Raw genomic sequence first — 20,381 nt, forward strand, 5'->3', positions numbered from 1 at the left:
GGGCTTTAGCCCCGATTCGTTAAACGATCGGGGCTAAAGCCCCTCCTACATTGTTACATCCAAAACCCGTACACTCTCCCCCTGATTCTTCAGGGAGCGAGACATGATCCGAGTGGTCGACTCGAACGGCAAGGGACGCGGCGGTGACGGGCCGTCCGACATTTCCGACATCATCAACCGCCTGAAATCCGCGGGCGGCGGCGGTGGCGGCGGGCCGTCGTCGCAGCCGATCATCATTGGCATCGTCGTCCTGCTGCTGGCCTGGGGGGCGATGACCTCGTTCTATACGGTGCAGCCCGAGCAGCGCGCGGTGGTGAAGCGCTTCGGCGACGTCATCGGAATTTCCGATCCCGGCCTCCACTTCAAGCTGCCCTTCGGCATCGACCAGACCCAGTTCGTGGCCACCGAGCGGGTGCTGAAGCAGGAGTTTGGCTTCCGCTCGCAGGAAGTGCGCGAGCAGGGCCCCACCCAGTACAGCGAGCGCGAGTTCGACAACGAGTCCGCGATGCTGACCGGCGACCTGAATATCATCAACGTCGAGTGGGTGGTGCAGTACCGCATCAACGACCCCATCAAGTTCCTGTACGAGCTGCGCGAGCCCACACGAACGCTGCGCGACATCTCCGAGTCGGTGATGCGCCGGGTGGTGGGGAACCGGCTGGGCTCGGATGTGCTGACCGTCGGGCGTGTGGATATCCAGTCCCAGGGCCGCGACGAGATCCAGCAGATCATGGACCGCTACGACTCGGGCATCTACATCATTACGGTGGAGCTGCAGGACGTGGTGCCGCCGCGCGCGGTGCAGCCGGCGTTCAACGAGGTGAACGAGGCGCGCCAGGAGCGCGAGCGCATGATCAACGAGGCGCAGAAGCGGGTGAACCAGGAGATTCCGCGGGCCGAGGGTGCGGCCATCCGCACCGTCGCGGTGGCGGAAGGTTATGCCACCGAGCGGGTGAACCGGGCGCTCGGCGAGAGCGTGCGTTTCACCGCGGTGCTGGATGAGTACCGGGAGGCGCCGGAGGTGACGCGCTCGCGGCTGTATCTGGAGACGCTGAACGAGGTGCTGCCGACCATCGGCCAGGTGCTGGTGGTGCAGGACGAGCAGGTGGGGCCGCTGCCGTTGCTGGACGTCAATCGCAACCGCGCGCCGCGCACGGGAGGTGACGAATGAAGACCGTGATTGCAGCGGGCGCCGCGCTCGTACTCGCCGTGGCCGCCTTTACGATGTTCTATATCGTGGACGAGGCCGAGCAGGCCATCATCGTGCAGTTCGGCGAGCCCATCGGCGACGTCGTCACCGAGCCCGGCCTGCACGTGAAGATGCCCTGGCAGAACGTGCGCTATTTCGACAAGCGTCTGCTGAGCTGGGACGGCGACGTCACCCAGATCCCGACGCTGGGCCGCGAGTTCATCCTGGTGGACACGACGGCACGCTGGCGCATCGCCGATCCGCTCCAGTTCCTGAGGAGCGTGCGCGACGAACTCGGCGCCCGTACCCGGCTGGACGATATCGTGGATTCCGTCGTGCGCGACATGGTCTCCTCCACCCAGCTGGAGGAGATCATCCGCTCCCGGGACTGGGAAGTGGACATGGAGGCGCTGGAGGACGATGACCCGGCGCTGGCCCAGCGCGACGACGTGGACCTGCAGCAGAAGCCGAAACTCGGCCGCGAGCTGCTGGAGGAGGAGATCCTCACCCGCGCCCGGCGGCTGATGCCGGAGCTCGGCATCGAGCTGGCGGACGTGCGCGTGAAGCGCGTGAACTACATCGAGTCCGTCCGCCGCCAGGTGGAGGCCCGCATGATCGCCGAGCGCCAGTCGATTGCGGAACGCTTCCGCGCGGAAGGCCAGGGCCGCGCCCAGGAGATACTCGGCGAGATGCAGCGCGAGCTGCAGCGCATCCAGTCCGAGGCCGCCCGCGAGGCCGAGGAGATCCGCGGCAACGCCGACGCCGAAGCCACCCGCATCTACGGCGAGGCCTTTGGCGCCGATCCGGAGTTCTACGCCTTCTTTCGCACGCTGGAGAGCTACCGCGCGCTGGGCGAGAACAGCACGCTGATGCTCAGGGCCGACTCGGACTTCTTCCGCTATCTGGAGGATTCTCAGTAGGAGGGCCTTCAGGCCCGATTGTTTATAATGGATCGGGGCTAAAGCCCCTCCTACAACCAGAATCTCGACAACGGGGGTCGAAAGGCCGGCGGCAGCAGCCCACGCCGATTGAGACCATCGCCAGCCAGACGGATAACGATTCGGAGGCTGGCGGTGGAATTCCGGATCCTGGGCAAGATTGAGAACGCAAGAACGTTCGCCGCAGGACGCGGCATCCGCGAGCTAGGCCGGCTGCAGCGGATTCACGGCAAAGGCCGCTGGCGAAAGCGAAAAGGCATCGCGATGGTCCGACTAGCAGATGGCTCGCTTCACCGTGCTGAGATACACTGGTACGAGGCAGCCGGAATCGGCAGGAGAGAGTTCAAGATCAAGCAATTCCTCGATTGAGAACCGGAACATGAACTCCACGAGATTCGTAATCTGCATAGACAACCGGGATTACCCGGTCTCGCTCGAGCGGCGGAAACTCTATGAGGTGGTGCCGGACGGGGCCGCCGAGCAGCGCGATCATATCCGCATCATTGACGAGTCCGGTGAGGATTACCTTTATCCTTCCCGGTGCTTCGTCGAGGCGGATCTTCCGGAAGAGACCCGGGCTGCCTTGGTCGAGGCAGCCTGACCAAACACGTAGGAGGGCCTTCAGGCCCGATTTTCTTATAATGGGTCGGGCCTGAAGGCCCTCCTACATGGTCAATAGCTGAAGGACCCCTCCATGCCCATCGAGATCACCTGCTTCAAGGCCTACGACGTCCGCGGCCAGATCCCCGGCCAGCTGAACGCCGACATCGCCTACCGCATCGGCAACGCCACGGCCGAGTTCCTGAAGGCGGAGAAGGTGGTCATCGGTCGCGACATCCGGCTCTCCAGCCCGGAGATGGCCGACGCCATTGCAAAGGGCCTCATGCAGGGTGGCGCGGACGTCATCGACGTGGGCGTCGGCGGCACCGAGCTCGTCTACTTCGCCACCGAGGCGCTGGACGCCCACGGCGGCATCATGATCACGGCCAGCCACAACCCGGCCGACTACAACGGTATGAAGTTCGTGCGCGAGGAGTCCAAGCCCATCAGCGCGGACACCGGCCTTGCCGACATCCGCCGCCTGGCGGAGAAGGACGAGCGCTACGAGCCGCGGGAGTGGGGCACGCGAGCCGAGCACGACATCTGGCCGGCCTACGTCGAGAAGCTGCTGAGCTATGTGGACGTCTCTGCGCTGAAGCCCTACAAGGTGGTGGTGAACGCCGGCAACGGCGGTGCGGGCCCGGTTATCGACGCCCTCGAGCCGCACCTGCCGTTCGAGTTCATCAAGATCCATCACGAGCCGGACGGCACGTTCCCGAACGGCGTCCCGAACCCGCTGCTGCCGGAGAACCGGGACGTCACCATCGACGCCATCCGCGAGCACGGCGCCGATTTCGCCATCGCCTGGGACGGCGACTACGACCGCTGCTTCCTGTTCGACGAGAACGGCGGCTTCATCGAGGGCTACTACATCGTCGGCCTGCTCGCCATCTCCATGCTGGTCAAGCAGCCGGGCGAGAAGATCGTCCACGACCCGCGCCTCACCTGGAATACCATCGCCATGGTCGAGGAGGCCGGCGGCATCCCCATCCAGTCGAAGAGCGGCCACGCCTTCATGAAGGAGACCATGCGCCGCGAAGACGCCATCTACGGCGGCGAGATGAGCGCGCACCACTTCTTCCGCGACTTCGCCTTCAGCGACTCCGGCATGATCCCCTGGCTGCTGGTGGCCGAGATCATGAGCCGGCAGGGCAAGCCGCTCTCCGAACTGGTGGCCGAGCGCATCGCCGCCTACCCGGCCAGCGGCGAGATCAACCGGGAGATTTCGGGCACGGACGCCGCTTTCGCAGCCGTGCGCGAGCGCTACGAAGACCAGGCGCTCTCGGTGGACGAGACCGACGGCATCGGCTTCGAGTTCGAGAACTGGCGCTTCAATCTGCGGGCCTCCAACACCGAGCCGGTCGTGCGGCTGAACGTGGAGAGCCGCGGCGACCGCGGGCTGATGGAGCGGAAGACGGCGGAGATACTGAATCTGCTGGATTCGCTCTGATCGGCCGGATGGGGATGTAGGAGGGCCTTCAGGCCCGATTGTTTAATGGGTCGGGGCTAAAGCCCCTCCTACAAGCACGGCATGTCGAACCTCGCCATCCATTTCGCCATCACGTCTCACGGGCTGGGGCACCTGACCCGCTCGCTCGCGCTGATGCGGGCCCTCCACCGGCTCCGGCCGTCCTGCACCATCCACGCATCGACCACCATCGACTCGCCCTGGATCCGCGAGCAGCTGGATTTTCCGGTCGTCTGGCGCCGGCAGGACTACGAGCCCGGCGCGATGCAGCGCAATTGCTTCGAGGTGGACGTGCCGTCCACCCTGGACGCTTACCGGGGATTTCTTGAGGAGTTTCCCGAGAGTCTCGAGCAGGAACGCGAGTTTCTTCGGGCGAACGGGGTCGACCTGGTGGTGAGCGATATATCGGCCCTGGCCGTCCGGGCGGCGAGCGAGTTCGGCATCCCGGCCATCGGCGTGTCCAACTTCACCTGGGACTGGATACTGGAGCCCTGGTGCGGGACGGAGGACGGCTGGATGGTCGAGACGCTGCGAGAGGCCTATGGGTTGGGCACTTGCCAGCTGCGATTGCCGTTCGGCCCCGAGACGAGCAGTTTCCCGCGGAGCGAGCCGGCGCCCCTGATAGCGCGGCGCGCCGTTACGCCACCGGCCAGGGTCCGCGAGATGCTGCAACTCGGGCCCGGCAGGCTCGCGGTAGTCTGTCCCGGCGGGTGGACGGCCGATGAATGGCCGGCCATCCAGGCGAAGCCCGGTGACTTTCAGCTCGTGACGGTCGGGGATCTGCCGATCACGGCGGACGCACCGTGCCTGCGGCTCGGGCATTCGCTGCCGAGAGGTCTGGGCATGCCGGACCTTATTGCCGCGGCGGACGTCGTCATCGGGAAGCCGGGCTACGGTCTGGCGTCGGAGTGCCTGACCCACCGCGTGCCGTTCGCGATGCTCGAACGGCCGGGCTTCCGCGAGACGCCGTGTCTGATTGCCGAGATGCAGCGGTCCGGGCGTTGCTCGGTGGCGACCCTCGAGACCTTCTTCTCGGGGGAGTGGGAAGCGGTCCTGGATGGCGCGCTCACCGGCGGCTCCGAGTGGCGAGAAATCGAGCCGGACCCGGCCGGTGCGACGGCGGCCAGGATCCTGGATTCTTGGGTATAAAGTCCACCCTGTAGGAGCGGCTTCAGCCGCGACCGGGCCCTCAGCCGCGACCAGATGGTGTTCGGTTGTGCCACCAGCGTTCGGTCGGGCCACCAGCGTTCGGTCGGGCCTGAAGGCCCTCCTACAGGGGGTGACTTTTAGAATGAGCCGTCCGCCGTCGCGTCCACCTGCACCTCAACCAGTTGATCGGCGATGAAGCCGAACTCCTGGGGGTCCTCCGAGGCAGGGTCGTACTCGTCGCTGTCGGGCAGGTCCGCGTCGGCGCTGCACGTGAGCGCCACCCGGTAGGTGCCCGCCAGCAGGAAGCCCGCCTCGTACTCGTACACCTCGTCGACATCATTCCATGCGACCGTGGCTGTGGTCACCGGGTCGCCATCGTCTCCGTCGATGTCGTCGGGTGTCGCGTCCTCGTTCGGATCCTCGAAGACATAGACCGCCACGTTCTCGTACAGGCCGGTGGCTTCGTCGGCCGTGCAGCTCTGCGCCAGCGCGGAGTCGGTGCTGTCGTCCACGGTGCCGGCGATGGCTCCCACCTCGGTCGTGTCGACGATGCGGATGGCCGGCTTCAGCACGTAATTCTCGTTGCACATGTCCATGGCGGAGCCCGCGAGGCCCGGCGGATTCGTGATGGACTTGCGGACATCGAAATCGAGCGTGTAGTCGGAGGCTCCGTTGGCCGTCACGGTGATGCCGCTCACGATCTGCAGGCCGCGTTCGGAACCGCTCGGGATGTACAGAGGGCAGTCCATGCCGTCGGTGGTCGTCAGGTACGAGTCCATGACATTGCGCTCGGCGTTGACCAGCAAGCGCACCCAGGCGTAGTCGCCGGCGGGCAGTTCCTCGCTGAAGACCACCCGGCGGTTCGTGCCGACGAGGTCCAGCAGGTCGATGGAACAGGTCTCGGTGGCGGCATCCCAGGTATCGCAGGAGTCCTCGTCCAGGATGAACGGATCGAGCGCCGGACCGTCCGCCGGCTTCACCTCGATGCCGGTGAACTGCACCACGACCGCATCCGCGCTCTCGACCGGCCCGTCCGTGAGGCCGAGGGTGAGATTGCCGGTGGCGGCGGAATCGCCGCTGCTGCCGCCGCAGCCGGCGGCGAGGAGCGCCGAGCAGGCGATTGCGCCGATGAGTCGGGGAGATCGATCTGTGAACATGGTGGCCTCCGTCGGATGACTTTGGCGGGATTGTGTGGGTTCGCACGTGGCGCGAACTGTGAACCGCGTCACAGTTGATCGTATATGGGACAATTAGTCCCTTCAAGCTCAATGTAGGAGGGCCTTCAGGCCCGATTGGGCATGGAATCGGGGATAAATCCCCTCCTACATAAAAAAAGCCCCGCACTGGGCGGGGCTTTAGCAGGCAGGCGGCGAGCGATTATTCCGCTTTCTTCCGCCTGCGAGCGAAACCAGCTCCGACGAGACCGATACCCAGCAGCGCCAGCGTGCCGGGCTCCGGCACCTTCGCCACGTACATTTCACCGAAGAACTCGTTGTCGGCTGAACCGGTGGTTTCCGCAAAGCGAATCTCATCGAAGATGTAACCGGGGGTGATGCCGTAGAAGCGCCAATCGTCGTTCGCGCCATTGAAAGTGGTCGATCCCATCAAGCTGCCGTCCAGGTAGAAGCCGATCTCGAAGATCGAATCGGTGCAGCTGGACCAGTTGCATCCATCGAGACGTCCCGTGCTCTCGATCGGCTCCATGAACCAGAATCCGAACGAGGTCGATTCACCCACGTTGATGGCGATTTCCAGGTTCTCCGGTCCGCTGATGGCGATCGAATTGCGCTCGGAGGTGTAGTAGCTGCCGACGAAAAGCGCGTTGTCGGCGGTGACTGTGGCATCGCCAAGCGTGATGGACGTGCCCTGGCTCGTGCTGCCGAAGTCCGGCAGAGCGCCGGTCAGCGTTTCCGCACCGGTCGCATCGATGAAGTCTGACGGGTCATTGTCATAGTCGATGATGTCGGCCTGAACCGCGCCTGCGGAGGCGAGAGCGAGTGCGGTGGTCAGAATCAGCGGGCGAATTTTCACGATCAGCTCCATGGATGTGCCTTGCTGTTGATGGTCTATATAAGCAAGCATCGTGCCGGGTCAGAAAGTCCAATAAAAATCAGGGCTTTGTCCAATAGTGCCGGCTCGGGCGAAAGCCATTCTGTAAGGATTCCCGACAACGGGTTCTCAACTCCAGCCTTATTAACGTTTCCAAAAGTGCTGCTTTTTCCTGACCGACGCGACTGTTAGCCTTCTTTCCGCACGCGACCAGGAATTTCGACGGGAAAGGAGTCTCCACGATGAGGTCGAACGGCAAATCCACGGTCCTGATGGTCGCGTACCACTTTCCGCCTTTCGTGGGCAGCAGCGGCCTCCATCGCACGCTCAAATTCTGCCGCTACCTTCGCGACCACGGCTGGCAGCCCGTGGTGCTCACCGTCGAGCCTCGTGCCTACGTGAAGACCTCCGGCTGCGGCCTCGAGGAAGTGCCGGCGGATGTGCCCGTCTACCGCAGTTTCTGTCTGGATACCGCGCGGCATCTGGCATTTCTCGGCCGCCATCCCGGCATGCTGGCGCTGCCGGATCGCTGGGTCAGCTGGTGGCCGTCCGGCGTCCGCAAGGGACTGCAGATCATCGACGAATATCAACCGGCGGCCGTCTGGTCGACCTACCCGGTGGCAACGGCTCATCTCATCGCTCGCACGCTTTCGCGGGCTGTAGGCCTGCCATGGGTTGCCGACTTCCGCGACTGGATGACGGATGCGGATTATCCGGCCGGCCGCTTAAAGCGTTTTCTGTATCGGCTGATCGAGCACCTGGTCCTCCACGACAGCGACACCGCCGTCTTCACCACGGAGAGTTCGCGGGAGCTGTACCGAAGCCGCTATCCCCACCTGGATGATTCGAACTGGCTCCTGCTGCCGAACGGCTACGATGAAGCGGATTTTCGCGCAGCGGGACCGGCTGCGCCTGCTCCGCATGGATCGGTACGCCTGCTGCACAGCGGCTATCTCTACCCGGAGGAGCGCAATCCCGGCCCGCTGCTCGCCGCGATCGCCGAGCTGAAGCGGCACGGCGAGCTGGACGGCAAGGACTTCTCGGTCATGTTCCGTGCGCCCGGTGACGAGGGATTCATCCGCCGCATGGCGGAGCGCCACGGCGTTGCCGACCACGTGCGCACCGGTCCGACAGTGACCCATGCCGAAGCCGTGCGGGAGATGCAGGAAGCCAATGTGCTGCTGCTGATGCAGGGCCGGCGTTTCGAAAGGCAGATCCCGGCGAAAGCGTACGAGTATCTGCGCGCGGGACGGCCGGTCGTCACGCTGGCCTCGAGCGAGAGCGAATCCCGGCGCCTGATGGAGGGCGCCGGGATTCCGTACTACGCGGATCTGGAGTCACCGGTGGAGATCGCAGAGCAACTCAGGCGCCTGCTGGCGGACCTGGACGCCGGTACCGAACGCCGTCCTGATCCGGCGATGGTCACCCGCTACGATCGCTGGCACCAGGCCGGCCGGTTGGCAGAAATTCTCGACGGCGCGGTCCGCACCGGCCCGGCAAGAACGGGTAGGAGGGGCTTTAGCCCCGATCCGTTAAACAATCGGGCCTGAAGGCCCTCCTACACGTTCAGGAAGCGCTTCAGGCTGTCTGCCGCACGGCCCGCGGTCTCCCCGTCCCACAGCGGCGGCCGCTCGCCGGTCTTCCACTCGCCGGCCATGATCTTCGCCACGCTGTCGGCCAGGGTGGCGGCGTTGATCAACTCGTTGGTCCCCATCGTCACCGTCACCGGCCGCTCCGTGTTCTCCCGGAGCGTGAGGCAGGGGATGCCGAGATAGGTGGTCTCCTCCTGCAGCCCGCCGGAGTCGGTGATGGCCAGCTTCGCGCCGGTGACCACGTTCATGAAATCGATGTAGGGGATCGGCTCCAGCAGCTGGATGTTCTCCACCTGCTCCAGCGCGTCCTTCAGCCCGTGCCGCTCCAGGCTCTTGGTCGTGCGCGGATGGGCCACGAAGGCGAGTTTCAGGGACTGCGCCGCCGTGGTGAGCGCGCCGACCAGCGGTTCCAGCGTCGCCTTCGCGTCCACGTTGGACGGGCGGTGGAGGGTGACGATGGCGTAGTCCTCGCCGTCCAGCCCCAGGTCCTTGCGCGCCGTCGACGCCTCGATCTTGTCCCGCAACAGCTCGAACGAGTCGATCATGATGTTGCCGATGAGATCGATCTTCTCCGCCGGCACGCCCTCGGCCTGCAGGTTTTCGTCGGCGTCGGCTGACGGGGTCCAGAGCAGATCGGCGATGGCATCGGTCACCAGCCGGTTGATCTCCTCCGGCATGCGCCGGTCCCGGCTGCGCAGTCCCGCCTCGAGGTGCACCACCGGGATCCAGAGCTTCGTGCCCACCATCGCGCAGGCGGCGGTGGAGTTGACGTCGCCCACCACAATGATGGCGTCCGGCTTCTCGGCCAGACACACCTTCTCGTAGGCGATCATGACGCCGCCGGTCTGCTCGGCGTGGGAGCCCGAGCCGACGCCCAGGTGATGGTGCGGCTTGGGCAGGCCGAGGTCGCGGAAGAAGGCATCCGACATGTTGTAGTCGTAGTGCTGGCCGGTGTGCACGATCTGCGGGGTGCACCAGTCGGTGGCGGCCAGCGCGTGGTACAGCGGCGCCACCTTCATGAAATTCGGCCGCGCCGCGGCGATGAGATGGACGGTTTTCATTGATTTTCCTGCCGGTAGGAGGGCCTTCAGGCCCGATTGCGTAATGGGTCGGGGATAAATCCCCTCCTACATGAGATTTCGCGGCGAAGGATAGCAGAGAGGGGGGGCGCCCGATGTGACGGCCGCCCGGGATTAGCATTGCGCAAACAATTGCCGACTCATGCTGCCGCCCGGCAGATCCTGCGACATTCTTCAAATATGGGTATCGAACGACGATACTGTTCAAGCACCGAAAACGACGACGCGAGATCATCATGCGCATGACGCTGAACATCGACGACGACTTGGTAGCGGAGGCCCGCAGGATCACAGGTGTGGAGGACACGGCGGCCCTGGTGAACGAAGGCCTGCGGGCGCTCATCGAGCGCGAAAGCACACGCCGCCTGGCCAGCCGCAGCTGCGCCCCGTCCGTCGGCGCCGCGGGTAGGAGGGCCTCCAGGCCCGGCCGGTCGCAAGCATCGAATTTGTCTTGCCATACCATAAATAGTATGTATACTAAATAAGACATGTGGCGGGTGCTCGAGCATCGAAGGATCGGCCGTCGCGCTCCGAAGCTGCCGGAAGAGATTCTCAAGCGCTACGAAAAATGGAAGGACATCGTCTCGCTATCCGGTCCGGAAGGGTTGCGGGTCATCCGCGGCTTCCGGGATGAGAGCCTCACCGGGCAGTGGAAGGGACATCGATCGTCGCGCCTGAACAATCAGTATCGAGTGATCTACCGCGTCGACCGCGACCGGATCCTGGTTCTCGTCGTGGATCTGACCCCACACGATTACCGCAGGAAGTGACCATGAAAGATTTCGTCGCCGCCAGACAGCATATCGATGTCTCCCCTGGAGAATCGCTGCGTATCCTGCGCGAACTCCAGGAGCTGAGCCAGAACGAACTGGCAGAACTCTCCGGAATCCCCCAGGGGACGATATCGGCCATCGAAAACGGGCGCGTCCGGCTGGGCGTCGAGCGCGCGAAGACGCTGGCCCGGGCCCTGCGCTGCCACCCCGCGGTCCTGGTCTTCCCGGGCTGGGACACGGCGCGAGAAGCAGTAGGAGGGTCTTCAGGCCCGATTGATTCAGGGAATCGGGGATAAATCCCCTCCTACAATCCCCTCCTACATAAAATCATTTTCCTGTATTATTGCCATCCCTCGGGCGGGCGATTAGCTCAGCTGGGAGAGCGCCGCAGTCACATTGCGGAGGTCGCAAGTTCGATCCTTGCATCGCCCACCAGTCCACCACGGTGACGGGCCAGCCGCCGGCATTCCGACCGGCACGCTGGATCGGCACTTTGACAAGGGCCCCTATGACCCGATTGTCGCTGTCGAAAGACCGCATCCGCTTCCTGTTGCTGGAAGGGGTCCATCCGGTCGCCCGTGAGGCATTGCGCGAGGCCGGTTACACCAACGTCGAGTCCGTCAGCGGCTCGCTGACCGGCGACGACCTCAAGCAGGCCATCGCCGACGTCCACTTCGTGGGCATCCGCTCCCGCACCCAGCTCACCGCCGACGTGCTGGCCGCGGCCGACAAGCTCGCGGCAGTCGGCTGCTTCTGCATCGGCACCAACCAGGTGGATCTCGAGGCCGCCGAGCTGAAAGGCGTGCCGGTGTTCAACGCGCCGTTTTCCAATACCCGCAGCGTGGCCGAGCTGGTGCTGGCGGAAGTCGTGTTCCTGCTCCGGGGCATCCCGGCCAAGAACGCCGCCGCCCACCGCGGCGAGTGGGCCAAGACCGCGGCCGACTCCTACGAAATCCGCGGCAAGAAACTCGGCATCGTGGGCTACGGCCACATCGGCAGCCAGCTGGGCATCATGGCCGAGGCACTCGGCATGCAGGTCATCTACTACGACATCGAGAACAAGCTGCCGCTGGGAAACGCCTCCTCCCGTGGCCACCTGTCGGACCTGCTCGCCGAGGCCGACGTCGTCAGCCTGCACGTGCCCGAGACGCCGGAGACCCGCCGCATGATCGGCGCCGGCGAGCTCGAGACCATGAAGGAGGGCGCCCACCTCATCAACGCCTCCCGGGGCAGCGTCGTGGACATCGACGCGCTGGTCGCGGCGCTGGAATCCGGCCGCCTGGCCGGCGCCGCCGTCGACGTCTTCCCGGAGGAGCCGAAGTCGAACACCGACCCCTTCGTCTCGCCGCTCGCGAGGTTCGACAACGTGGTGCTCACGCCCCACATCGGCGGCAGCACCCAGGAGGCACAGGAGAACATCGCGCTGGAGGTGGCCGGCAAGCTGATCAAGTATTCGGACAACGGCTCCACCACCCAGGCCGTGAATTTCCCCCAGGTTTCACTGCCCTACAATGTCGACTACCGGCGCATCCTGCACGTGCACCGCAACGTCCCCGGCGTGCTGGAGAAGATCAACCACATCTTCTCGGATGAGGGCGTGAACATCGCCGCCCAGTACCTGCAGACCTCGCCCCGCATCGGCTACGTGGTCATGGATGTGGAGCTGGACGACGCCCGGCCGCTGGTCGATCGGTTGAAGGGCATCGAGGGCACCATCCGTGCCCGCCTGCTGCACTGATGAGCGAGGCCGGCACCAACGACCAGCGCCAACAGGCCCTGGACCGCATCCGCGAGATCGTCGGCCCGAAGGGCCTGGTGGACGAAGCGGCCGCCGAGGGCTACCTCATCGACGAGCGCCGCCTCTACCGCGGCGAGGCCGCCCTCATCGTGCGCCCCGCCAACACCGCCGAGGTGGCCGAGGTCATGGCCACCTGCTACCAGGCCGGGCTCGGCATCGTGCCCCAGGGCGGCAACACCGGCTACTGCGGCGGCGCCACGCCGGACGACGCCGAGGGACAGGTGCTCATCTCCCTCTCGCGCATGAACGGAGTACGCACGATCGACCCCGTTGGCTTCACGATGACGGCAGAAGCCGGCGTAGTGCTGGCGAATGCCCAGGCAACCGCGGCCGAGCACGACCTGCTTTTTCCCCTGAGCATGGCCTCCGAGGGCAGCGCCGAGATCGGCGGCGTGCTGGCCACCAACGCGGGCGGCCTGGCGGTGCTCCGCTACGGCACCGGCCGGGAGCTCTGCCTGGGCCTCGAGGTGGTGCTGCCGGACGGTCGTATCATCCGCGGCCTCACCGGCCTCCGTAAGGACAACACCGGCTTCGACCTGAAGTCGCTGTTCTGCGGCGCCGAGGGCACGCTGGGCATCATCACCGCCGCCACGCTGAAGCTCTTCCCCCAGCCCAGGTCGCGCCAGACCGCCTGGCTGGCGGTGGCCGATGCCGAGGCCGCCTGCCGGCTGCTCGGCCGGGCCCGGCGGGAGAGCGGCGACTGCGTCACCTCCTTCGAATACGTCACCCGGCCGTCGCTGGAACTCGCCTTCCGGCACGCCGACGGCCTGGTCGATCCCCTGGACGAACCCCACGATCATTACGTGCTGCTGGAGCTCTCCTCCGGCCAGAGCGAGGAGCAGCTGCGCGAGGTCAGCGAGGCCATCCTCATGACCGGGATGGAGGAGGGCGAAATCACCGACGGCGTCATCGCCGAGTCCGGCCAGCAGCGCGAGCAGCTCTGGCGGCTGCGCGAGTCCATCCCCGAGTCGGAGAAGCACGAGGGCGGCTCGGTGAAGCACGACGTCTCCGTCACCATCGACCGCATCCCCGAGTACCTGGCCGAGGCGCCGAAACGCCTGGCGGATATTGCAGAGTGCCGTTATTCCATCTACGGCCACATCGGCGACGGCAACCTGCACTACAACCTGCTGGCGCCCGCCGGCGAGGACGCCGAGGCATTCAAGCGCGAGCACGGCCCGGCGCTGTCGAAATGCGTCCACGACCTCGCCGCGGAGCTCGGCGGCAGCTTCAGCGCCGAGCACGGCGTCGGCAAGCTGAAGAAGGGCGAGCTGGCCACCTACAAGGATCCGGAGGCGCTGGCGGCCATGCGGGCCATCAAGGCGGCGCTGGATCCGAAGGGGCTGATGAATCCCGGGAAGGTGCTGTAGCCGGAGCTCAGTCGGAAGACGCCGCGGTCTCCGGTTTTCCCTGCAGCGCGGCAGGCAGCAACTCCACCAGTTCGCCGTACCAGTGGTGCTCTTCCCCGAGCGTGCCGGCGAATCGCTCTCGCAGCTCGAGCGCATAATCCACCGCCCCCGGGGCGTCGCTCTCGATGAGCGCCTTGGCGTAGATCAGCTGCGTGTAGAACGTCGCGGGATTCTCCAGCCCGCGCGTCTTCTCGAGACGCTGCACCAGCCCGGGCAGGATCTCCAGGGCATCTTCGGTCCGGCCCATGGTGATGAGGGTCGAGGCGTGGTTGGACTGGGCTGTCAGGATCCGCACGTTGTCGGGTCCGCGGATCGCGATCATCTTCTCGATGGCGGTGCGCTGCAGCGCCTCGCTCTTCTCGAGTTCGCCGAGCTCGCCGTACATGGCGCCCACGAACGCCTGCTTGCGGAGGGTGCGGAAGTCGTCAGGACCATACACCACCCGGTGTCGCGCGAGCACATCCTCGTTGTAGGGCAGTGCCTCGCCGATTCCGCGGACCACGTAGACCGAGGCGGCCATGTTGTTGAGCAGGCTCATGGAGACGGGATGGTTCTCGCCCAGCGCGGCGTCTGCGCGTGCGAGCGCTTCGGTGCCGACGTCGATCGCCTCCTCGTGGCGGCCCAGCCGATGCAATACGTTGACGAGCGCCACCGCGCTGCGAAGCGTGCTCTCGGCTTCCGGATCCCGCGCCTCGCGCTGGCCGTAGATCTCCCGGATCATGCCCAGGGCCTCGTCCAGCCGCCCCTCGTCGAGATAGCTGGAGGCGAGATTGGCGCGAGCGCCCAGGGTAAGTTCGTCGTCCGGCCCGAACAGCGCCCGGGTCCGCTCGAGAACGTGCTCCAGCAGGGGCGTGGCCACGGCAAGGTCTCCCTTCTCGCGGTGGATGTTGCCGAGGATGCCCTGCAGCCGGAGGTGCATCGCGCTGTCGGCGCCGAATTCTGCCTCGCTCACTTCCAGCCCCTGCAGGACCATGGACTGCGCCTTGTCGAGCTGCTCCAGGCTCTTGTACACCGAGCCGAGGGAAAGCAGCACGCGCGCCCGCACCGCGGGCTCGTTGATCGTTTCCCCGGCGGCGCGCGCGGCACCCTGATCGAGCAGTTCCGTGGCCGAGATTTCGCGGCCCTGGGCGTTCTCCGGCGCCGCCGCCTCGAAGACATCGAGCAGAAAGTCGAGCGATGCGTCCGCCATCCGCGTCTGGCGCAGCGCCTCGTCGCGCTCCAGGCCAACGGCTCGCGTGTACCAGATGGTGGAGCCGACGATCGAGATCAGCGCAAGGGCCACGACCGCAGCCATCGGCCGGTTGCGTCCCACCAGCTTGCGGAACCGGTAGGCGGGACCCATGCCGGCGGCGCGCACCGGAAATCCGGCGAGGAAAGCCTTCAGGTCGTCCTTCAGCGCGTTGGCGTCCGGATAGCGATCGTCCGGGTCCGGCCTCAGGCATTGCTCGATCACGAGCACGAGCTCCCGGGGCAGTTCACTGCGGGACGACGCCGGAATCTGCAGCGACCGGCCGGCCGCCGCCCGCTCGATCGCGTCGTTCAGGGTGTCTCCGCCACTGATCGATTGCCCCGTGAGCGTGGCATGGATCAGCAGCCCCAGCTGGTAGACGTCCGAGGCGACGTTGGCCTGACGGCCGAGCAGCTGTTCGGGGCTGGCATAGCCCGGCGTCATGGCGAGGGTGCGGGTGTGCACATCCATATCGCCGCTGATGAGCCTGGCGATGCCGAAATCCAGCAGCTTCGGCGTACCTTCCCGGTCGACGAGGACGTTCGCGGGCTTGATGTCCCGGTGCACGATGAGCCTGGCGTTGGCATAGGCCACCGCCTCGGCCACCTGGATGAGCAGCCGCACCCGGTCATCGAGGCCAAGGCCGGCCTCCTCGCAGTAGCGATCGATCGGCCGACCGTCCACCAGCTCCATCACGATGTAGGGCCATTGCTGTTCCGTGACCTGGGCGTCGTAGAGCCGGGAGATGTTCGGATGGATCAGCTCGGCGAGCAGTCTCTGCTCGCGAAGGAACCGGCGCCGCATGTCCTCGTCGAAGCCGCCGACCGGTGCGATCTTGATGGCGACCTCGCGCTCGAAGCTGCCGTCGATGCGTTTGGCCCGATAGACCTTCCCCATCCCGCCTGCGCCGATCAGGCCGGTGATGCGGTAGTCGCCGAGTTCCCTGCCGACGAAATCGATCTCGTCCATGCCGGAGATGTTCGCCAGCAGATCCAGCCCGCCGCCCGTTTCCAGCAGCCGGTCACTCTTGCGCTTGTCGGTCATGCGCGTCCTCCCCCGCCTGCTCCCGGCGAATTCAGCCCCTCTTATTATCTTAAATCGAATCTCCGGGGCCTTTCCCGCCAGGTTAGTCGACGCCGGCCATGGCGCGCGCCGCCGTGCGCGCCGCCATGCGCGCCATCAAGGCGGCGCCGGATCCGAAGGGCTGACGAATCCCGGCAAGGTGCTGATTCAGTAGCTCCCCACCTGGTCGTTCGCATCCACCCGCTCATGGCTGCCGCCGGGCAGCGGCACGAGGGCCGGCACCCGCTCGCGGTATTCCCGGTACGCGTCCCCGTGGAACGCGAGCAGATCCCGTTCCTCGTAGCGTATGGCGATGAAGATGTAAGTGGTCATCGCGGCGGCGAACAGCAGGTGGCCGAGGGTCATGGTCGGCGTCGCCCAGAACGCCAGAATGAAGCCGCTGTAGAGCGGGTGGCGCACGAAGCGGTAGAACCAGGTCACCTGGAAACGCGGATGCCGGTAGGCGCTTCTGCGCAGGTTCGCCAGAACCTGGCGCAGCCCGAACAGGTCGAAATGATCGATGTTGAACGTGGACAGCAGCACGATCACGAACCCCGCAGCGAACAGCGACCACATCAGCGTGCGCGCCCAGGGCGCCTCGACATTCCAGACCACCTGGCCCATCGGCTGCCAGAGCCAGAACAGCAGTATCAGGACCGCGCTCGAGATGAGGACGTAGGTGGAGCGTTCCACCGATGCCGGTACGATACGCTTCCAGCGCGCCTTGAACCCCTGCCGGGCCATCGCGGAATGCTGCAGCCCGAACAGGCCGATCAGGCCGAGATTGATCAGGAGCGCCGAGAGGGCGGGGCTCGCCGGCCCCGCGTCGATGCTCTTCGGCACCACCAGGTTGCCGATGAAGCCGATCAGGTAGAGAAAGGTGAGAAAGAACACGCCGTAGGCGGCGATGCCGAACAGCAAAGCGATGATACGCGCCATGATGATGTCCCCCGTCGATCCGGCCCGGGAACAGCGACCCGGGCAAGTCGCTTCAGCGCGGAATGGAGGCCTCTGCGGGCCTCTTCATAGTCGTTGCGAGTGTAACAAAACGGCTTCCGCGATCAAGGTTCCGGCGGGCGCGCGCGAGATCCCGGTCGGCTGCTCCTGTGAGTGCGCAGGGACTCCCGGCGGACCGCTCAGGGGCTCCCGGCGCAGGCGGGCTCGCCGGCGCCAAGCCGAATGGCATCCAGCAGGAACACCTCGGTGCCTTCCGTATCGATCAGGAAGAACGTCATCCCTTCGATGGCGGCGAGATTCATGCGGCGGCCCTCCGGCGCGTTCTCGATGTCGGCGAGCGGGATGCAGTACTTCCGCGGCTCCGGACCGATCGCGAAGGTCCGGTTGAAGCGGTCGGCGAAGCGGTTGTCGTGGGCCTCGTCGTGGACGCGCAGCGTCAGGTTGTGGCTCGCGCCGTCGCCGGTCGCCGCGACGAAGCGCAGCTCCGTGAACCCGCCCCAGTGCGGGTATGGATCCCGGAACTGCACGCCGGCGTAGCGCCGCGCCGGCGTCTCCACTCGGAGCAGGTAATCCCCGGTCGCGGGCCACGCCGCGGGAGTCTCCACCCGCTCTCCGGCGGTAATCAGCGCCGTCTCCCACGCACCCTCGAAGTCGGCGATCACCGGCGCCGCGGCCGTGCGGGCCGCGAGCACCCAGGTCCACCAGACTACCGGCGCGAGCACCACAATCAGCAGGAAACCGCCGCCGGCCATCACGGCGCGGGCCCGGTCGGCCCGCAGGCGGCCTTCCCGGCGGCCGTGGCGGCCGATCATCAGACACAGCGCGGCGGCCGTGCCGAGCGCATCCTGGCCGATGTCCCGGAGCGAGTATTCCTGGCCGTTGAGCCACTGGGCGAGTTCGCCGGCCGGGCCCGCGAGGAGCGAGGCGGCGGCCGCAAACAGCGCAGCGCCGTAAACGCCCAGCCGCGGCAGCGCGAGCCGGAAGATGATCAGCGTGAAGACGAAGAACGCCAGGCCGTGCAGGGAGTCCCGCAGCGACTGGCCGATGTAGGAGTGGCCGCCGAGCGGCAGCAGGTGGCCGAGCAGGAGGATGACGACGCCGAAGCCGGCGAGGACGAGCAGGCGCAATAACGGTCTATGGGTCGATATCACCCCTCTCGCCCGTCGTCGGCCGGCGACCGCACCTGGCGAGGTCGTGACCCGGTATCGGGCGTCGAGGTCGGTTGAGCGGGGATGTCCACCTCTTCGGCGCGCGGGAGGTCTTCGTCGATGTCCGGAAAGGGCTCGTCGAGCGGCTCGAGCGTGTCGAGCAGCGCCAGCAGTCCGCCCGACCCGCGCTTGCCATCCTGCTTCCTGGGGATTCCGGCCAACAAAGTCACCTGTCTTCGTCTAGGCGCCGGAAAGCATGGATGACCGGCATCGCAAGCTCAAGTCCCGTCACGCTGCGGCGCGAATTTCGGCGGCGAGCAACGCGTGCACGAAACCGGGAGTCATCCGCGCGTCACGCGGGCCCGCTATCCTGACTCGGCCGGTTGATAAGTGTTTCACATAATTCTGTGGAATGCGTCACAACCTGCTGAAACCTTTGGCCTATAATGTCAATCAACAACAGGGCCCGGTGGGATTCGTTAGCCCACTGGTAAAATACCCATGCCCGCACGCCGGGAGACACGGTGCATATCGGCCTGATGCCATTCCGCCTGTTCAATAACTACCTGCGGCTGCCGGTGGTGCTGCTGGCTGCCGCGGAATGCGCGGTGGTGTTCGCATCGCTGTACGTGGCCGCCTGGGCGCGGTTCGACTGGAATTTCCAGGCGTACTCGCTGATCCACGGGCCGATCTGGCCCCAGGCGGCGGTGCTGGCGGTCATCGTCTGCATCTGCCTCATCGCGCTCGGGCTCTATCAGTTCCATCAGCGCCTGTATTTCAAAGAGTCGCTTGCCCGCCTGGCGGTTGCCTTCATCCTGGCCGGCTTCCCGCTGGCCGTCGTCTGGTACACGTTCCCGCAGGTGGCGCCGACCCGGGGTGTGGCCGCCATCGCCGCGCTGGTGGCCTTCGCCGGACTCTCCGGCATCCGGTACTACTTCCTGCGTACCGCCGACGAGAACATCTTCCGCCGTCGCACGCTGGTCTTCGGCGCCGGCAAACGGGCGGCCGCCATCCGCGAGATTCGCAGAAAGGCCGATCGACGTGGATTCCGGGTCGTGGCGAACGTGGGCGCCGCCGGTGACGGCAGCGTTAACCGTTGCGACAGGTATGTTGACCACGACAGGCCGCTGCTGGCGATAGCCCTCGAGCGCGAGGCCGACGAGATCGTGGTGGCCATGGACGACCGGCGTGGCAACCTGCCCATCGACGAGTTGCTGGCCTGCAAGGTGCGGGGCATCGATTGCATGGACCTGCTCGGCTTCCTCGAGCGCGAGACCGGCAAGATCCGCATCGATCTGGTCAACCCGAGCTGGATGATCTTCTCCTCCGGCTTCCGCATCACGCCGCTGCGCCGGGCCACCAAACGCGGCCTGGACCTGTTCGTGAGCCTGCTCGCGATGGTCATCGCGCTGCCGGTGATGGCCGTCTCCGCCCTGGCCATCAAGCTGGAGGACGGCCTCCGCGCACCGGTGTTCTACCGTCAGCGGCGGGTCGGTCTCTATGGCGAGAACTTCGACGTGCTCAAGTTCCGCAGCATGATCCAGAACGCCGAGGCGCCGGGTCAGGCGCAATGGGCCGAGAAGAACGACCCCAGGGTGACGCGGGTGGGTGGTGTGCTGCGCAAGCTGCGTTTCGACGAGCTGCCCCAGCTCCTGAACGTGCTCAAAGGCGAGATGAGCGTCGTCGGACCCCGGCCGGAACGGCCGGAGTTCGTCTCACAGCTGAAGCAGAACATCCCCTTCTACGCCGAGCGCCATACCGTGAAGCCGGGCATCACCGGCTGGGCCCAGCTCAAGTACCAGTACGGCTCCACCGAACAGGACGCCATCGAGAAACTGCAGTACGATCTCTACTACGTGAAGAACCACAGCCTGCTGCTGGACCTGGTGATCATGCTGCAGACCGCCGAAGTCATCCTCTGGGGCAAGGGCGCCCGCTAGAA

The 20,381-nt window shown here is 65.8% G+C and carries 19 protein-coding genes, 1 tRNA gene and 1 pseudogene; 14 read left to right on the top strand and 7 right to left on the bottom strand.

Annotated elements, in window-relative coordinates; genetic code table 11:
• Positions 1–103: 103 nt before the first annotated feature.
• The 6 genes from hflK (at position 104) to ACJMK0_RS09685 (ending at position 5,344) form a co-directional block, all read left to right on the top strand.
• On the top strand, positions 104–1,171 hold the full coding sequence (hflK, locus tag ACJMK0_RS09660) for an FtsH protease activity modulator HflK (RefSeq protein ID WP_405237762.1): 1,068 nt from the start codon (positions 104–106) through the stop codon (positions 1,169–1,171).
• Entirely contained in the window at positions 1,168–2,109 is a 942-nt protein-coding gene (hflC, locus tag ACJMK0_RS09665; RefSeq protein WP_405237764.1) for a protease modulator HflC, read from the top strand. The genes hflK and hflC overlap by 4 nt, the downstream gene beginning before the upstream one ends.
• A gap of 153 nt (positions 2,110–2,262) precedes the next feature.
• On the top strand, positions 2,263–2,496 hold the full coding sequence (locus tag ACJMK0_RS09670) for a hypothetical protein (RefSeq protein ID WP_405237766.1): 234 nt from the start codon (positions 2,263–2,265) through the stop codon (positions 2,494–2,496).
• Positions 2,497–2,506: 10 nt separating this feature from the next.
• Complete coding sequence (locus tag ACJMK0_RS09675; protein WP_405237768.1) at positions 2,507–2,728, top strand: hypothetical protein; 222 nt, start codon at positions 2,507–2,509, stop codon at positions 2,726–2,728.
• Positions 2,729–2,821: 93 nt separating this feature from the next.
• Positions 2,822–4,177 carry a phosphohexomutase domain-containing protein gene (locus tag ACJMK0_RS09680; RefSeq protein WP_405237770.1) on the top strand — a complete coding sequence of 452 codons (1,356 nt, stop codon included), beginning with the start codon at positions 2,822–2,824 and terminating at the stop codon, positions 4,175–4,177.
• An 81-nt stretch (positions 4,178–4,258) separates the two neighbouring features.
• The gene (locus ACJMK0_RS09685; protein WP_405237772.1) at positions 4,259–5,344 is read left to right on the top strand and encodes a glycosyltransferase family protein; all 1,086 of its coding nucleotides are present in this window, start codon (positions 4,259–4,261) and stop codon (positions 5,342–5,344) included.
• 137 nt (positions 5,345–5,481) lie between these two features.
• Here ACJMK0_RS09685 and ACJMK0_RS09690 read toward each other — a convergent pair whose 3' ends face one another.
• Positions 5,482–6,501 carry a DUF4382 domain-containing protein gene (locus ACJMK0_RS09690; RefSeq protein ID WP_405237774.1) on the bottom strand — a complete coding sequence of 340 codons (1,020 nt, stop codon included), beginning with the start codon at positions 6,499–6,501 and terminating at the stop codon, positions 5,482–5,484.
• Positions 6,502–6,721: 220 nt separating this feature from the next.
• On the bottom strand, positions 6,722–7,387 hold the full coding sequence (locus ACJMK0_RS09695; RefSeq protein WP_405237776.1) for a PEP-CTERM sorting domain-containing protein: 666 nt from the start codon (positions 7,385–7,387) through the stop codon (positions 6,722–6,724).
• A gap of 248 nt (positions 7,388–7,635) precedes the next feature.
• Between ACJMK0_RS09695 and ACJMK0_RS09700 the strand changes: the two genes are divergently transcribed.
• A complete protein-coding gene (locus ACJMK0_RS09700; protein WP_405237778.1) occupies positions 7,636–8,943 on the top strand; it encodes a glycosyltransferase in 1,308 nt (435 codons plus the stop codon).
• Between the two features lie 8 nt (positions 8,944–8,951).
• On the opposite strand, the gene wecB is transcribed toward ACJMK0_RS09700, so the two are convergent.
• The gene (gene wecB / locus ACJMK0_RS09705) at positions 8,952–10,046 is read right to left on the bottom strand and encodes a non-hydrolyzing UDP-N-acetylglucosamine 2-epimerase (protein WP_405237780.1); all 1,095 of its coding nucleotides are present in this window, start codon (positions 10,044–10,046) and stop codon (positions 8,952–8,954) included.
• A gap of 254 nt (positions 10,047–10,300) precedes the next feature.
• Here wecB and ACJMK0_RS09710 point away from each other — a divergent pair.
• The 6 genes and pseudogenes from ACJMK0_RS09710 to ACJMK0_RS09735 all read left to right on the top strand — a co-directional run.
• Positions 10,301–10,477: pseudogene (locus tag ACJMK0_RS09710) on the top strand (type II toxin-antitoxin system VapB family antitoxin); the annotation flags it as partial.
• A gap of 75 nt (positions 10,478–10,552) precedes the next feature.
• Positions 10,553–10,834, top strand: coding sequence for a type II toxin-antitoxin system mRNA interferase toxin, RelE/StbE family (locus ACJMK0_RS09715; RefSeq protein WP_405237782.1), 282 nt, complete (start codon positions 10,553–10,555; stop codon positions 10,832–10,834).
• Between the two features lie 2 nt (positions 10,835–10,836).
• Positions 10,837–11,133: a helix-turn-helix domain-containing protein gene (locus ACJMK0_RS09720; RefSeq protein ID WP_405237784.1), complete on the top strand. Its 297-nt coding sequence runs from the start codon at positions 10,837–10,839 to the stop codon at positions 11,131–11,133.
• A 63-nt stretch (positions 11,134–11,196) separates the two neighbouring features.
• Positions 11,197–11,272: transfer RNA gene (locus ACJMK0_RS09725), tRNA-Val, on the top strand.
• A 73-nt stretch (positions 11,273–11,345) separates the two neighbouring features.
• A complete protein-coding gene (gene serA / locus ACJMK0_RS09730) occupies positions 11,346–12,575 on the top strand; it encodes a phosphoglycerate dehydrogenase (RefSeq protein ID WP_405237786.1) in 1,230 nt (409 codons plus the stop codon).
• Positions 12,575–14,005, top strand: coding sequence for an FAD-binding oxidoreductase (locus ACJMK0_RS09735; RefSeq protein WP_405237788.1), 1,431 nt, complete (start codon positions 12,575–12,577; stop codon positions 14,003–14,005). The genes serA and ACJMK0_RS09735 overlap by 1 nt, the downstream gene beginning before the upstream one ends.
• Before the next feature lie 7 nt (positions 14,006–14,012).
• On the opposite strand, the gene ACJMK0_RS09740 is transcribed toward ACJMK0_RS09735, so the two are convergent.
• The 4 genes from ACJMK0_RS09740 to ACJMK0_RS09755 form a co-directional block, all read right to left on the bottom strand.
• The gene (locus tag ACJMK0_RS09740) at positions 14,013–16,316 is read right to left on the bottom strand and encodes a protein kinase domain-containing protein (RefSeq protein ID WP_405237790.1); all 2,304 of its coding nucleotides are present in this window, start codon (positions 16,314–16,316) and stop codon (positions 14,013–14,015) included.
• Positions 16,317–16,502: 186 nt separating this feature from the next.
• Positions 16,503–17,273, bottom strand: coding sequence for a methanethiol S-methyltransferase (gene mddA, locus ACJMK0_RS09745; RefSeq protein WP_405237792.1), 771 nt, complete (start codon positions 17,271–17,273; stop codon positions 16,503–16,505).
• A gap of 197 nt (positions 17,274–17,470) precedes the next feature.
• A complete protein-coding gene (locus tag ACJMK0_RS09750; RefSeq protein ID WP_405237794.1) occupies positions 17,471–18,418 on the bottom strand; it encodes a hypothetical protein in 948 nt (315 codons plus the stop codon).
• Between the two features lie 20 nt (positions 18,419–18,438).
• On the bottom strand, positions 18,439–18,660 hold the full coding sequence (locus ACJMK0_RS09755) for a hypothetical protein (RefSeq protein WP_405237795.1): 222 nt from the start codon (positions 18,658–18,660) through the stop codon (positions 18,439–18,441).
• A gap of 303 nt (positions 18,661–18,963) precedes the next feature.
• On the opposite strand from ACJMK0_RS09755, the gene ACJMK0_RS09760 reads away from it, so the two are divergent.
• The gene (locus tag ACJMK0_RS09760) at positions 18,964–20,379 is read left to right on the top strand and encodes a TIGR03013 family XrtA/PEP-CTERM system glycosyltransferase (protein ID WP_405237797.1); all 1,416 of its coding nucleotides are present in this window, start codon (positions 18,964–18,966) and stop codon (positions 20,377–20,379) included.
• The last annotated feature ends 2 nt before the right edge of the window (positions 20,380–20,381 follow it).

Origin of the sequence: Lentisalinibacter orientalis, from assembly GCF_040706535.1 — a bacterium.
Lineage (GTDB): Bacteria > Pseudomonadota > Gammaproteobacteria > Steroidobacterales > Woeseiaceae > Lentisalinibacter > Lentisalinibacter orientalis.